Here is a 15,470-nt window from a genome sequence, read left to right on the forward strand (position 1 = left end):
TCGTTTAACTAGACAACCAGCCCTTTCCTGGTTTCAGCAGACATCTTCCTGTGCTGAATAATCGCTATTACCGAGATGAGCGCCAATACTGCCACAACCCAGTAAACCCATACAGGCACTGGAACAGGGTCTCCAGCAGCGTAGGAATGTAAACCGGACAAATAATAGTTAACACCGAAGGATGTCATAATGATCGACGAAAATGCCCATAAGCTCGCAAGGTTGTAGACGATCGCACTTCTCAAAGCCGGAATCAACCTCAGATGCAATACGAAAGCGTAGATAATCACCGAAATAAGTGCCCAGGTCTCCTTCGGATCCCAGGCCCAATAGCGTCCCCAACTTTCGTTCGCCCAAACCCCTCCTAAGAAGGTACCAATAGCGAGCAAAAACAAACCTATCGTTATAGCTAGTTCGTTTACTATCGTCAACTCTTGCATGCTAATCCACCAGTTAGCCGTAGGCGTCTTCGGTTTGAAAATGATAAACATCAGATTCAGTAGTGCAAGTATCGCCGCAAGGGCCAAAGGAGCATAAGAACTAACGATTATCGCAACATGGATTTTGAGCCAATAAGAATGCAACACCGGCATGAGGTTGGTGATTTCCGGATTTAGCCAGTCAAGGAAGCTTACAAACAGCAGCGTACCTGAGAACAGCAAACCTAAAGGAACCGTAAAACGCGACTTGCCAGAGAAAAGCAGGCCGAACAGCAAAACACCCCAGGCGACAAAAACAAGCATCTCGAATCCGTCACTCCATGGGGGATGTTTGGCGATATACCAACGCAGGGCAAGATGGAAAGTGAAAACAATCAAACCAGCCCATGTCAGCCATTTCCCACTGGTCCATAAACCTTCCATCAGTTTGGATTCTCTGAACAGCATAACGATACCGAGAACTAACATCAGGAAACCTAATACCCAGAAGATTCCAAACAGCTTATTACCAAGATTCAATTTGTTATAAAGCAGTTCAACCTTTATCAATTGCTCTGAGGGATAAACACGCTCTCCTGCTTTTTGCTGAAACAGATGGATATACTCCAGCGCTTCGTCACCTTGCTTCCAGTTGTTCTTTTGAAGGCCTTTCTGAAGTCCGGTCAGGTAAAGCGACGTAATATTTTTTACAAAAGTTGCATCTTCTTCTTCAAACCCGCTTTGAGATTGCTGACTGGTGAACCAGGTATTATTCTTGTCGCCCTTATTAGGAAATATGCGCAAGAAATCTCCGGTCAGCAATGCATAGAAAATATTAAAACGTTCATCGGTTTTAAGCAGTTCCTTGTGCCCCTCATTCCGTTCTGCAGGCTTCAGCTTGTTCGCTTCTTCAACGAGCTCGTGGAGCAGATAGTCGCCCTTATCATTCAGGAAAGCTTTAAAACTGATCCTGTCGGCCGGTTGGATACCAAGAGCCTTGAATGCAAGGGTAGACTTCTCCCTGTCAATCCTTATCACCGGCATCTGACTAAAAAGTATAGGGTCTAATTGAACCGCAAGCAGAAACTGTTCTGAAGACATTTGAATGTCTCCATCAGCTGAAGGAACCGTAATACGAGATTTCCCGTTAAGCTTGCGGACGATTTCATTGGCCAGTGTGTTGAGCGGCTTCATACGTCCATCCAGGTCCTGAACAATCAATCGACCGTAATTGGCGGCCTTTTCCTCAGGCACTACCGCAATCTTTGGAACCTGCTGCGTTTGTGCACCAACTGTACCAGCTAAAAAAAGCATAGCAAAAACACTTGCGACACCAGCTTTCCTCCGCATACTGTGAAGTTTTTTATTCAACATTCTGAACCTGCTACCTTTGGCAAAAAGCGTCAAAAACATTCCAAGTGTTAGTAATGTATAACCAAGATATGTCAAATAGGTGCCCGGCCGATCACGGCTAACCGAAAGAACCGTTCCCTTTTCATCAGTATCATAAGACGACTGGTAAAATCGGAAACCCTTATAATCAAGCACATTATTCATATATACACGGTATGGAAACTCCTTTTTATCGTCCATAACAGTCAGCTCACTGGCATAGCTCTCTGGGCTCTGACTTCCCGGATACCTTTTCAGTTCAAATTCCCTCAAAAAAAGCGCGAAAGGTAACACCTCCGCGCGAGGTCCATATGTCACTGAATACTGTTTACCGTTGGCAGTGAATGAATGCCATGCCGGATCCAGGCTGGATAACTTGATATAGTCAGACATCACCGTTTTACCATTGCGATCAGCTATTTTCAATCTTACTACGTCCGCTAAGCCCTTTGCCATCTGTTCATCGGTTTCTTTGCTGTACTTCACAGACGCATTCTCGTGAATAACCTTTACTATAAACGCCCCCCCATCCCATTGATAAAGCGATCTGAGTTGCAAGGGTTTCACCTCAGCAGCGTGAAGAACGCCTATCTTCTGAGTGGCCATCTCCATGACCTGAAGATGAACGTCGGATTTAATGACCCAAATGCTGTCTTTCTTGAAAATTTTAATGTTACTCTTTGCCTGCTCCTCCGTACCCAGTACGATCTCACCCATTTGTAATACGCTGCCCGAAGTAATAAAATAATCCGTTCTTCCCTCTCCCATTGCAACAGCGACGTCCAGATAAGTATTACTACCCCCAATGATCTCCTCCTTCGCCTTGGTTATGAAATCCTCAAACGTCACCTCAAACTCCTCATCACCGAACTCCGCCCCTAAAGTAACAGGCTTAAAATTATGGCTGATCAAGCTCAATGGTTTCTCAAATCGCTTACCTTCGTTTACGCCAAGCTGCTTGATCTGCAGATAACGTGCGTTTGTGAAAAAAGTACTTTCTTTCTGTTTTTCCCGAATATGGATCAAACCTTCCTCACTGAAATACCGGGTAACGCCGGCGCCGACAATGATGATAACAAAAGCAACGTGGAATAGTCCCACCGGCCAACGGTTCTTATGAAACAGTTTATATTTATCTATATGGGCCAGAAAATTTACCGCCAACCAGAGCATAATTAGCTCAAACCACCAGGCTTCATACACGAGTCCTCTCGCAACAGCTGTTCCATGATCATTTTCAATGAACGTAGCAGCAGCATTTGATAACGCGAACGCAATTAAAAGAACCAGGGATATACGGGTAGATAGAAGGAATTTTAAATATGTCATGCTTGGGCGTATAAATGCCCGGGCTTGTTGTAAGCCCGGGCAGGGAGAGAATTTGAGTTCTCACTGGAAAACAAATTGATTGCTTCGCTGGGTCGGATTACTGAAGCATATTCACTTTAAGTTTCGCTTCGCGCTCCTTACCTTCTTTTAGCCATTTAGGGACAACCTGCTCCAAAAAGTTTGCTTTTTGAACTTTCTCTTTCTCAAGATCTATTCCTATGTAGGCTTGAAGTGCAGATTTGCTACTTAAGTTTGGCATTTGTACCGGCTCTGTATGACCAAGAGAAGCAAGCACCCTGGCCAGCTCAACACGGGCGTCCTGAATAATCGCAGAACCGGAAGCGATAATACGGCTCGACTCCAATGGTGCGTGGAAACCAGCTCCATGAGAAGCAGAGACATAATCCCATCTCCATTGTGCATTCCTGATTCCCTTTAAAATCTTAGCCATCTTTGCTTCAGTCGCTCCCAGCTTCCAGGCTTTTTCAGCCTCCAGGTGAGCCATCGCAATGTGACGTTGCAATTGCATCACACCCTGCTTTACCTTGCCCTGACGCTCATAAACGTCATTAACAAGATCAGATACTTTTTCCCGATGACAAACGAAACATGAGTTTTCAACATTTGCCAATGGAGAGCCGATATGGTGATCAGTGAACTTCTGTCCTCCCTCAGTACCGTATGGCATATGGCAGTCAGCACATGATACTCCCCGCTTGGCATGAACTCCGAACGAATATATTTCATAATCAGGATGCTGCGCTTTCAGCATGCGAGCCTTGCTCAATGGGTGAACCCAGTCCGCAAAATCGATGCTGTCGTAGTATTTCTCCATATCTTCCGCGGTGAAACCATCTTTCCATGGAAATGTAACGTAAGCTGCACCTTTCGCATCTGGCTTATTCTTATCAAAGTAATATTCGACGTGACATTGAGCGCAGACCAGCGAACGCATTTCCTGGTGAGATGCCTTATTGATGTCTTTACCCATAGCCTCATACGCTTCGATCAAAGCTGGTCTGGTTATCGTCAGATTCATGGTCTTGGGATCGTGACAATCCGCACAACCGATAGGGTTGATAATTTCACTACCAAAATCAGACAGCTTCTTACTGTAGAACTCGGTTACGCCCAGCTCACTCATCAAGCGGGGAACATCCGGGCTTTTACAGGTCCAACATGTGCTCGGCATATTATCTGCCTCCGGATCTTTTGGAGCACCGATACGCACAGAGCTCAATACGTCACGTATGGCATGGTTGTGCCCTCTTGGCTGGTTATAGCCTTTACTAAATGCATATCCTGCCCAAAGGATAATAGTTTCCGGATTTTCTTCTAGCGCATCGCGGAAACCGCTCGTATTATATTTACTCTTGAAAGTAGTATCAAGCGTTTTCTGGTAGGATTGATACTGTCTCGGATAGTTCATTCCCCAAAGTGAATCACGAGGCTCAATACCCTCAATAGCTACCTGAGGGTGGTAAGCAAACCTGGCTTCTGTCTTCCTATCCATTATCGAATAGACAAGCATAGAAAGCAGGAACACGACGACAATTGTTGCAATAAATAATATCCAGTTTTTCATCGAATTATATTTTGTACTCAGTTTTTCTCTTTATTCTTTTTTTGGCTCATGGATTCCTCAAGCCAGTCCGGCACCACCTTGGTTCCCGGAGGCGCATGCGCCCTGATCGGCTCGATCTGAAGTCCGGTTGACGAAAGACTCTTCACCCTTCCATGAGGTACTTCTCGGTGACAGTCCCAGCAGGTCCGGTCAGTACGTTTTTCAAAATGATCCTCAACAAAACCAACAAGCTTCGCATCCGTTACCTGATCACTATGACAGCGAATACAGTTATCGTGAATCACTTCTACAGAAGGTTCTTTGGCCTTTATCACCTGAGGTTCGGCTCTTAACGTGAAGATGGAAGCATGATACAAGCCATCCTTAGCTTTAAAGAAATATTTGTTAAACACGTTGTTGTGTGGAACGTGGCAGTCATTGCAATTTGCAACTTCCCGATGAGAACTGTGATTCCAAGTAATATACTGTGGAGTCATCAAATGGCAGTTGACACATGCCTGCGGATCATCTGAAAGATATGAAGCGGCGTTGCTTAGCCTTACTATATACAATCCCAGGCCTATAAATGAAGCAACAGCGACTATTGCCGCCGGACGCCATTTCTTTGTTGGTATCAGGTTGTACTTGAAGAGAAAGCGTTTTAACTTTCGAAATCTCGTCATAAGGTTCTAACTAGTTCGTCAATTGTCTATGCTTTGTCATAAACTGTTCAAATCTATAATGAAATTCTCACAAATTTGTAAAACTTCACATATTTTTTTAACCGAGAAATATTTAAATAGTTTTTGTGAAAGATATTTGGACTCACGCCGACTCAATGGAGGCCCAGGCTAACAATAAAAAAGCCGTAAATCTCTTTTCAGACTTACGGCTTCGAAGAACCTTACAGATAGCTGCTTTAGACGCCGCTAAAAGCTGTGAACCCACCATCTACCGGCAAGATTACTCCAGTAATAAAGCTGGCCGCATCCGAACATAAAAACTGAACGGCACCATTTAGTTCAGAGATATCCCCGAACCGGTTCATCGGCGTTCTGGCCAGGACTTTGACGCTTCTTTCCGTGTAACTTCCATCAGGATTTATCAATACCGCACGATTCTGATCGCCGATGAAGAAGCCGGGAGCCAATGCATTAACCCTAACTTTCTCACCAAATTTCAAAGCCATCTCTGTAGCCAGCCACTGTGTGAAAATATTGATACCTGACTTTGATACCGAATATCCAGGAACACGAGTAATCGCCGAATAAGTAGCCATGGAAGAAATATTGATAATACTGCCGCTTCCTTGTTCTGCCATTACCTCGCCGAAAGCAAGACAAGGGTAAACCGTACCGTTTGTATTCAGGTTGGTAACCTTCTCCCAATCCTCAATCTTCATATCAAACACATTCTGATCTTCTCTCAGGGTCGCGCCCGGAACATTACCGCCCGCACAGTTCACCAGAATGTCAATCCTACCCCACTGCTTCTTAACGGTCTGTGCGAGTTCTTTTAGGTTTTCCAGATCCAGTACGTTTCCCGCAACACCTATTACATCCTCGTGGATGTGTTTTAACTCCGCCACACGCGTATCCAGGTTTTCCTGGCGGATATCAGTAGCTACCACTTTAACACCGGCTCTCATCAAACTGGCGGCAATACTTCCACCCAGTACACCGCCGGCACCCGTCACAACGGCGACCCGCCCGCTGAGGTCAAACAATGAATTTCCTTCGTTTATCATTAGTATATAAATTATTTTAAAGCACTTTCAATACCAAGCTCCAGTCCCGAAATCTCGCAGAAGCCCTTCATCCTCCCTACCAGCGGATAACCGGGATTACTCTTCCTGTTAAAGTCATCCAGGATCTTCAATCCATGATCCGGCCTGAAAGGCATGCGTGTATCCTTTCTTTCCACTGCCACTCTCCTATGCTGCTCTTCCAGCAGGACCTTTAAGATGCCATACATATTGGCGACTCCATCCAGGTGCGCAGATTCGTAAAAACTTCTCTCTCCAACCCTTTTGATATTCCTCAGGTGCACAAAGTGAACCCTTTCTGCAAAAGTCCGCGCAATCTCCACAAGGTCATTATCTTCTCTTACCGACAAAGAACCACTACAATACGTCAGGCCGTTGTTCAAAGAAGGATGCTCGTTAAATATCCACGCGAAATCCTCAGCAGTACTGGCTATCCTGGGCAGTCCCAGCAACGGAAAAGGCGGGTCATCCGGATGAATGCACATATTGATGCCGCACTCCTCAGCCACCGGCAAAACATCCTCTAAGAAACGTGAAAGATGCGTTCTCAAGGTGTCACGGTTAATATGATCATAGCGGCTTAGATAATCCAGGAAGATCTGCTTATAATTGCTAACATTACCTACTGTACCGTTTATGAAGCCCTGAGTCACCACGATAATATTGTAAGCGAGCGTATTTTGTTCCTCTTCGCTCATGCCTTCAAAAATTTGTCTCGCCTTATCCACGACATGTGAAGGATAATCCCCTTCCGCATCAGGACGTTCCAAAATAAAAATATCAAAGGCCGCGAAAGTCTCATGATCATAGAGCATAGACTCCGCGCCATTTTCATTCAGGTAGTGCAGATCCGTCCTTGCCCAATCCAGCACAGGCATAAAATTATAGCATATCGTATCAATGCCGCATGCAGCAAGGTTACGCATTGAAATCTTATAGTTCTCTATCAGTTCGGCACGCTTGTCACTGCAGATCTTTATTTCCTCCGAAACGGGCAGACTTTCTACCACACTCCAGCGCATGCCATGGCGTTCAATCTCATTCTTGACAGCCATAATCTCTTCGACGGGCCAGACCGCCCCGCCTTTTATGTGATGCAACGCAGTCACTATACCCTCGACACCGAACTGGCGTAGTTCTGCGAGTGTTATACTATCGTTAACTCCAAACCATCTCCAGGTTTTTTCTAAAGCCATATTGATTTTGTTAAGTAATTAAGATCGAAACGAGGTTTCATCTCATTTAGGTTATTCGTAGTTCGTTGACGTAAAAGTATAAATTAAAATGAAATAACAATCGGTTGTTATTTCATTTGAGATAATATTTAAGGAAATGATTCAGGGATCTGGAAATGATTGTTGACGAAATTCGTCAGTCGCGAATCTTCGGGAGGCTAGCAAATTTATTTCGATACTCAATGGGTGTCAAGCCGGTTATTTTTTTGAACATATCCCGAAAGGCTTTCGTATCCGTATAGCCCACATCATACATCACATCAGCAACATTTTTCCGCGAAGCCTCAAGATGCTTTTTAGCTACCTCCATCCTCACGCGTTGCAAGTACTCGATTGGAGTGTTGTTCGTGGCATCTTTAAACCTCCGCTCAAACGTTCTGCGACCAACGTGGAGAAGATTCGCCAAATCGTCGACGGAAATCCGCTCCTCATATTTGCTTTCTATGTAGTCCTGTACTTTCTGAATAGCCGGATCACCGTGATTTTTCTGTCCCGTAAAAATCGCAAAATGCGCCTGACTCTCCCGCCCGATGTCTATTGCAAAATACTTGGAGATCATTACAGCGGTTTCACGATCTGAAAACTTTTCCACAAGATACAATAACAGATTCCACAAGCTGTTCGCACCCCCACTGGTATAAATGCCATCGTGCTCCGTAACAATAGCACCATCTTCGATTTCCACCAGCGGATATCTTTCCTTAAAGCTATTGATGTGGGCCCAATGGGTAGAACACTTTCTGCCACTCAACAGACCCGTCTCTGCTAAAAGAAAAGCACCAGCACACAGGCTGGCCAGACTACTTCCTTGTTGACGAAGCTTTCTGAAGTAAGGAATAGCTTCAGCGTTTGCCTCTATCCCCCGCACCGCGTTACCGAAAGTAGGCGGTATAATAAGCAGATCTGTCTCGGCGACATCTTTAAGCAATCTGGTCGTTCTGACCATGTATTCACCCCCGCTAGCAGATACATACTCCGTTAGCCCAACATATTCCACATCGAAAACAGGCCTTTTGCCAGACGCGACTAAAAACTCGTTCGCCGTATGAAACGTTCTGAATGCCGGAGTAATAGCTTCTATCACGCCGTGTAGAGGAACAAAAACGGATACCCTCATATCTGATGGTGCTTAACACCAAGTTACAAAATAGTATTGTCGCAAACCACCCCTAAAGTTGTCGCTTTCATAACATATTAAAGTTCAGGATCAGTAGCATCTTTGTTAAGTAAATGCTAATCCAATGAATAACAATACAGTCACACTACACAGAGTAATCAAGGCGAGTCCGGCAAAATTGTTCCGTGCCTTCGCCGACCCGACGGCCAATTCATTTTGGTTTCCCCCTTATGGCTATCTGTGCCAGGTTCATGAAATGGACTTCAGAGAAGGTGGCAAGTTCAAGATGAGCTTTATCAATTTCAGCACCGGAAACGGTCACTCTTTCGGAGGTGAATATTTAGAGATAAGGCCAGACGAGTTCATCAGGTACAGCGACAGATTTGACGATCCCAATTTACCGGGAGAAACCGTTACATCGATCTGGCTGAGCAGGGTTTCCTCCGGCACTGAGCTTAAGATAGTGCAAGAAGGAATCCCGGAAGTTATACCGGCAGACATGTGCTACCTCGGCTGGCAAGAGTCCTTGGAAAAACTGAAAAAACTTGTAGAACCCGAAATCCCTGACGCATAATCTTACACCGTATGCTGCTAAAAGATAGAGATAATTTAACAAGTGGAGTCTTTATAACCTTCTCCGGAAACTGTAAAAAAGCACTCAACTTTTACCAGCGCTGCTTTGGTGGCATCCTTCACTTAGAAACTTTTGATGAAGAACTGTATCGTGACCCTAAAAGGCCCATTATCATCGGCTCATTGGTTTCTGACAGGATTATCATTCACGGCTCCGACCTGGTACACGACAAAGGGAGGAAAATAGGAAATCATCTTTCCATTTTCCTCCCCTGCGCAAATGAACAAGACCGCCAGGAACTCGTTGAAAAGCTGGAATCACCGGAGAATGTAAAGTTTAGCACAAGTCACAAAGAGCGGAAACTCGTTGAGGTAACTGATCCTTTTGATGTAAGCTGGGTCCTGAGCATCTAATAGCATAATTAGTGTTAACCAACAAATTGACCATGACAAAAGAAAATAAGATATCAATAGAAGCAGTAGTGAATGCCCCGGCAGACACAGTCTGGAAAGCCTGGAACACACCAGAACATATCACTCAATGGAACGCGGCAGATCCTAGCTGGCATTGTCCGGACAGCGAAAACGATCTACAGGTAAACGGTTCGTTCAAACACCGTATGGAAGCCAGAGATGGAAGTTACGGCTTCGATTTCGAAGGAAAGTATGACGAAGTTGAACCCAACAAAAAAATTGCATACACCATGCCCGATGCGAGGACCGTCACTACATCATTCTCAGAAAATGAAGGTAAGACCATGATCAAATCCACTTTCGACGCTGAACTAGAAAATAGTACTGAGCTGCAGAGACAAGGCTGGCAGGCCATTCTAAACAACTTCGTCAACTACGTAGAATCAAATAAGTCAACCATCTAAAAACATCGACCAGTGAAAAAAAATAAGATCATCTTTTGGGTGGCAACCATTATCCTTGTCCTTTGGGAAGGAGTCATGCCCCTGAGCACCGTCCTCTTCGCGCCGGAATATGTCAACGCTGGCACGAAACCACTGGGCTACCCTGATTATTTCGCTTACGCACTCATCATCTGCAAAGTGCTTGGTGTGATCGCAATCGCGTATCCTAAAACTCCCGAAAGGCTAAAAGAATGGGCGTATGCGGGATTGTCATTTAACCTGATCTTTGCATTTATAAGCCATGCAGCAGTCGACAAGAACATCGCATACATGGTAATGCCGCTAGCCTTCCTCGCTATACTTGCGGTGTCTTATATCTACAATAGAAAGATCCATTCGCATGACCGAACTCTAAAATAACGTCTTATAAGCCCAGACTTTAAGCTATTACAAAACTACTTTTGACCCTCTGCTGGTTGTACAATAGCCGCCGCACCCAATGCTGCCGCGACTCCTACCCCAGTCATCGTTTTTCCGTAGGCCGTAGTGCTTGAGTTATAAAAAACATCAGCGGATGGCTGGCTATACTCAAAAAAGTTCTGGGGTTTCCCGGATGTTCTTATCGACTTTGACACGAAGAACGATTTGTCGAAAGAGAATGGTGTATTCTTTTGTCCGTCCTGCGTATATAGTGTGAGATACGTTCTGAACGCAAGAGGAGTGTTTGAAGAATCAAAATTGCCTGCCTTTACTTTCACGGTTCCTTGAGAGGTAGAAAGGTAATCAGTTTCTTTGTAAAGAGAATCCGATAAATTCTTAAAAAACTCATGTTCAAAAGCTTGAAGAGTTGTCTCGATGCCTGAGTTAGGAGGAATAAAAGTAACTTCCTTCGCGGTCCGAACCGTTCCCTGCATGGTCGATTCAGCCAAAGACAATCCGCTGATATTTCTCGTATCGGTAGAAATACTTCCCCCGAACTTAATCTCGTCCGGAACAAGACTCTTAGCGTTGCCATTATACACCAAAGACGACCTCGCCCAGTCTACATACAAGGGCACTTGAAGCTTATTATATACTTTTACACGAACGGGTGCATCCTTGCCGGCAAATCCATAAGAAATCTTCACAGAATCATTCTCTAACAGAAATTCTCCGGTTCCCTTATCCTTAAGCATGTTATTACTGCTTACGGTATTGATATGATATTTTGAACAGGATGTCAGGCTGAGTACTAAAATACCCGGGAGAATAAGGTTGAATAGGCTTTTCATAATCGTCGTTTTTTTGTATAAGTGTGTAGCACAATTTAAGCAAATTTCGTGAATACTGAATGCAAACTAGTCGCGACTACAAACTCAAGATTATTCTCGCGCCAACTGCCTCTCATTAGCGGCCAGTATAAAAGCCCCCATCCCCTTCGGATCATCCTGGATAACCGGTTCGCTGATATAATACTCGTAACTTCCGTCTCTGTACGGATTCCCGCCTAAGCCGGAAACCATAACCGTTCCGTTGAGATGATAGTGTCCATCGTCTCCCTTTACAATAAACTGCTTAATCAATCCATCATATCCATTCATCCCGATAGACTTGAACTTAGAAGGAATATACCCCAATCTGGATCCTTTTAACATCGTGTACACAAACATCGAAGAAGCAGACGCTTCCGGATAATTCCCTTCTCTCCCAGCATGATCCAAAACCTGATACCATAAATTATTATCCGGATTCTGCACCTTAGCAGCAGCTTCCACATATCGGTTAAGTATCGCTATCAGTTCCGCTCTTTTAGGATGATCTTTCGGAAAATAATCCAGAACATCAACCAAGGCTACACCGTACCAACCCATCGCACGTCCCCAAAAGTTTGGCGACTTACCCGTAGTTTTATCAGCCCATTTCTGCTCTCTCTTTTCATCCCAGGCATGATGCAGCAAACCCGTTTTATCATCCCTCCCATTCTTCTCCATCAGGATAAACTGTTTGGCTACGTCATCAAAGTTCTCCGGCTCACTAAACTGCTTAGAATAATGCGCATAAAACGGCTGGCCCATATATAATCCATCTAACCACATCTGATGCGGATACACTTTCTTATGCCAGAACCCGCCTTCACTTGTTCGCGGATGCTTGTACAGTTGTTGTCTTAGAAATTTTGCTGCATCAGCATACTTCTGTTGACCTGTCTTTTCATACAGATACAACATAATCTTACCGTTTCTAACATAATCGATGTTATAAGATTCCTGGCCGTAATACCTGATCTTTCCGTCAGGCAACAGAAATCTATCCATTTGACGCCGAATGTATTCAAAATACTTTTGATTACCTGTCCTGGCATAAACGTTCGACATAGCATCCAGATACAAGCCAATATCGTATGACCATCCCGCTGATTTGCCATCCAGGCGGGTCAAAGAATCCGGCCATTTGTGCATAATGGTGTTACTGATCTCCGTGGCATAATCCATATGCTGCACATTCTGATTCGATACTTTTTGTGACGCACATCCAACTGACACCATAACACCCACACAGGCGATTAAGATTCTTGAGTACTTCATGCTATAAATTTTATTTTACGCTAATTTTCAAACTACGAGATTTTAACCCTTCCGATTTAACCTTTAAAGATACACTACCCTTTTCATATCCCGATCTGAGTATAACGATCGCCCTGCCATTAAATAACTTCGGTTGTAGAGAATTGAAACTCTCCATGTCACTTGGCGCGGCATTACCCGAAGCAACAATCTTACCCGCCTTTCCGGATAATGAGATATCAATCATTCTACCCGACTCCAAAACCACCTGACCATGCTGATCGACAAGTTCAATCAGCACATGAGAGAGTGACTGCCCATCCGCCGCTAATTTTTTAAGATCCGCCGATAATCTCAACATCCTTTTCTCTCCCGGAGTAGTCAGTGCAATAGAGTCACCTGCTACACCGTCGATATATTCCACTGCTTTAAGCGTTCCCGGATGATACGGGGTCTTGAAAGTGGCTTTATAAACGCTGTCTGTTTTTTGTTCGGCCAGAAACTTACCATTAAGAAACAGCTTGACTATCGGTGCCCTCGAATATACATTTACCGAAACCTCTTTACCGATTTGTTCCGGAAAATTCCATTCCAGACTTTCCTGTGGCCAACCCCAAAAGCTAACTTTTCTGATCTTTCCTGGCTGTGCGGGCAATTCTACTGCCATCGTAATGTTCCGCCGTTTCCAAACGATATCCCGATAGTACGACTGAGGCTTCTTAATACCCAACAAATCAATGTCTCCACACCAGGCATTATACCACGGCCAATCCTGAAAAAAGTGTGTATTTTCCGTCGGATCGACTTCAATGGAGCTGCCCAGTCCCGATTCACCCAGGTAGTCCATTGCAGTCCAGATAAAATCTCCTATTACGTAAGGTAACCTTTCCACCTTATCCCAGTTAGCTGCAGCTTCGGTGGCTACACTTTCAGTACCCAACATGATTCGGTCGGGGAATCTGACATGATCACGCTCATACACAGACCACATGTAATTGTATCCCGCCACATCCAGCGAACGAAACGCATTGTCAATCGGAACCCTGTTTTTACGCTCTTTATCCCACTGGTTGTTTACTCCCGCTGTAATGGCCCTGGTAGTATCGTATTTCAGCACTTCCTTTCTCAGGTATGCTGCTATTTCCATACCCCTCTCAGTAAGCCTTTCATATATCTCGTTACCGATGCTCCACATGATGACTGACGGTTTATTACGATCTCTTAATACCAGCGCTTTGATATCTTTTGCACTCCATTCCTTGAAGTACTGATGATAGTCATCCGGATTTTTCTTTCTCTCCCACTGATCAAAAGCTTCATTTATGACTAACATTCCCAGACGATCACAGGCTTGCATAAAACTTTCCGACATCGGATTGTGAGATCGGATAGCGATGAATCCGTTCGCTTTCAACAACTCAATCTTTCTTTCCTCAGCTCGATCGTATGCAGCTGCACCAAGCAAACCATTGTCGTGATGAATACATCCCCCTTTAAGATTAAGCGTCTCTCCATTAATTTGGAACCCCTTGTCAACAGAAAAAGCGATAGTGCGAATGCCAAAAGGCAAGGTAACGATATCCTGAACGCCCTTTTTATTGGTCAATGTCAACTTCAAGCTGTAAAGAGAGGGAGTCGTCACATTCCATAGTTTTGGATTAGATACCATGAAATCAAAAGCCAATGCCGCAGTATCATTTGCCGCAGAAGGAACAGATCTTTGTTCCTTGCCAACAACTTTCCCCTCCGGGCTTGTCAGCACTGCATCAATACTTAGGTCTTTATCGCCCTTAGATTGAATTACGGTTGTAGCTATGCTCAGCCTCGCTTCATCTTTTTGTATAGAAGTGGTCTGAACAGAGCTAAGCCAATCATCTATATGCGATTGACCCGTCTTGATCAGGTAAACGTGCCTGTAAATGCCCGATCCCGCGTACCATCTGGAATTTTTCCCTTTATTAACTACTTTTATTGCAATTACATTTTTTTCTCCGGGCGCATTACAATATGGCGTGATGTCGAAGCGGAAGGTACTGTAACCATACATGTTCTCCCCTGCCTTTTTCCCGTTTATCCATATTTCCGATTGGTTGTATATACCCTCGAAATACAATTCATGTCTTTTGCCGGCGTCAGCTGAACCTATCGTGAATGATTTTCGATACCAACCTTCCCCACCCAGCGTCTGGCCAGTGGCGGCGCCACCCGGACTTTCCTTGCTGAATGGACCTATCGTTTTACCAGGAACTTGATTTTTTATTGGCTCAATACTCCAATCGTGAGGAAGATCCACCGAGCGCCACTGACTGTCATCAAATTCAAACGATTTCGCCTCTTCTGCTGCACCGAGATAAAACTTCCAACCCCTATCAAAAAGTTGTTTCCTGTCATCCGCATAAGTAAATGCAGAGAGTGACAGCATCATGAGGGTCAAAAATAATTTGAAATTAAGTGATGAATGAACAGTATGTTCGGAAAGCAGAGATCTAAGCATGAACCTTTCTTTGTACTTTAAAAACCAAAAGTACGACTTAGCCGTTAAAATTTCCGTATCAGAGCCGTTACTATAAAAAGTACGCGTCTACGCATCCATATACACCCCAAACGAACGACTCAGAATTGTTGATACTTACCATGCTGGACGTGCTTTTTCTGTATTAACTTGTAATAATTATT

At 44.4% G+C, this 15,470-nt stretch carries 13 protein-coding genes; 4 read left to right on the forward strand and 9 right to left on the reverse strand.

Annotated elements, in window-relative coordinates; all coding sequences use genetic code 11:
- Nucleotides 1-8: 8 nt before the first annotated feature.
- The 6 genes from B0I27_RS08290 to B0I27_RS08315 form a co-directional block, all read right to left on the reverse strand.
- Nucleotides 9-3,140, reverse strand: a complete 3,132-nt coding sequence (locus B0I27_RS08290; RefSeq protein ID WP_106292769.1) for a cytochrome c biogenesis protein — start codon at nt 3,138-3,140, stop codon at nt 9-11.
- A gap of 97 nt (nt 3,141-3,237) precedes the next feature.
- Nucleotides 3,238-4,725, reverse strand: a complete 1,488-nt coding sequence (gene nrfA / locus B0I27_RS08295) for an ammonia-forming cytochrome c nitrite reductase (RefSeq protein ID WP_106292770.1) — start codon at nt 4,723-4,725, stop codon at nt 3,238-3,240.
- A gap of 17 nt (nt 4,726-4,742) precedes the next feature.
- On the reverse strand, nt 4,743-5,387 hold the full coding sequence (nrfH, locus tag B0I27_RS08300) for a cytochrome c nitrite reductase small subunit (RefSeq protein WP_106292771.1): 645 nt from the start codon (nt 5,385-5,387) through the stop codon (nt 4,743-4,745).
- Nucleotides 5,388-5,623: 236 nt separating this feature from the next.
- On the reverse strand, nt 5,624-6,451 hold the full coding sequence (locus tag B0I27_RS08305; RefSeq protein WP_106292772.1) for an SDR family oxidoreductase: 828 nt from the start codon (nt 6,449-6,451) through the stop codon (nt 5,624-5,626).
- A gap of 11 nt (nt 6,452-6,462) precedes the next feature.
- Nucleotides 6,463-7,665: a mannonate dehydratase gene (gene uxuA, locus B0I27_RS08310; protein ID WP_106292773.1), complete on the reverse strand. Its 1,203-nt coding sequence runs from the start codon at nt 7,663-7,665 to the stop codon at nt 6,463-6,465.
- Between the two features lie 175 nt (nt 7,666-7,840).
- The gene (locus B0I27_RS08315) at nt 7,841-8,821 is read right to left on the reverse strand and encodes a GlxA family transcriptional regulator (protein ID WP_106292774.1); all 981 of its coding nucleotides are present in this window, start codon (nt 8,819-8,821) and stop codon (nt 7,841-7,843) included.
- Nucleotides 8,822-8,945: 124 nt separating this feature from the next.
- Between B0I27_RS08315 and B0I27_RS08320 the strand changes: the two genes are divergently transcribed.
- From B0I27_RS08320 to B0I27_RS08335, 4 genes are read left to right on the forward strand one after another with little or no spacing between them, the layout of a single operon-like run.
- Nucleotides 8,946-9,395 carry an SRPBCC family protein gene (locus B0I27_RS08320; protein ID WP_106292775.1) on the forward strand — a complete coding sequence of 150 codons (450 nt, stop codon included), beginning with the start codon at nt 8,946-8,948 and terminating at the stop codon, nt 9,393-9,395.
- Between the two features lie 11 nt (nt 9,396-9,406).
- Nucleotides 9,407-9,808, forward strand: a complete 402-nt coding sequence (locus B0I27_RS08325; RefSeq protein ID WP_106292776.1) for a VOC family protein — start codon at nt 9,407-9,409, stop codon at nt 9,806-9,808.
- A 32-nt stretch (nt 9,809-9,840) separates the two neighbouring features.
- Complete coding sequence (locus B0I27_RS08330) at nt 9,841-10,272, forward strand: SRPBCC family protein (RefSeq protein WP_106292777.1); 432 nt, start codon at nt 9,841-9,843, stop codon at nt 10,270-10,272.
- A gap of 12 nt (nt 10,273-10,284) precedes the next feature.
- Nucleotides 10,285-10,671: a DoxX family protein gene (locus B0I27_RS08335; RefSeq protein ID WP_106292778.1), complete on the forward strand. Its 387-nt coding sequence runs from the start codon at nt 10,285-10,287 to the stop codon at nt 10,669-10,671.
- 35 nt (nt 10,672-10,706) lie between these two features.
- Here the strand turns inward: B0I27_RS08335 and B0I27_RS08340 are convergent, their stop codons facing one another.
- From B0I27_RS08340 to B0I27_RS08350, 3 genes are all read right to left on the reverse strand, one after another.
- Entirely contained in the window at nt 10,707-11,522 is an 816-nt protein-coding gene (locus tag B0I27_RS08340; protein ID WP_106292779.1) for a hypothetical protein, read from the reverse strand.
- Nucleotides 11,523-11,612: 90 nt separating this feature from the next.
- On the reverse strand, nt 11,613-12,815 hold the full coding sequence (locus B0I27_RS08345; RefSeq protein WP_245925460.1) for a glycoside hydrolase family 88/105 protein: 1,203 nt from the start codon (nt 12,813-12,815) through the stop codon (nt 11,613-11,615).
- 10 nt (nt 12,816-12,825) lie between these two features.
- Entirely contained in the window at nt 12,826-15,288 is a 2,463-nt protein-coding gene (locus B0I27_RS08350) for a glycoside hydrolase family 2 protein (protein ID WP_106292780.1), read from the reverse strand.
- Nucleotides 15,289-15,470 lie beyond the last annotated feature (182 nt).

The organism is Arcticibacter pallidicorallinus, assembly GCF_003002875.1.
GTDB lineage: Bacteria > Bacteroidota > Bacteroidia > Sphingobacteriales > Sphingobacteriaceae > Arcticibacter > Arcticibacter pallidicorallinus.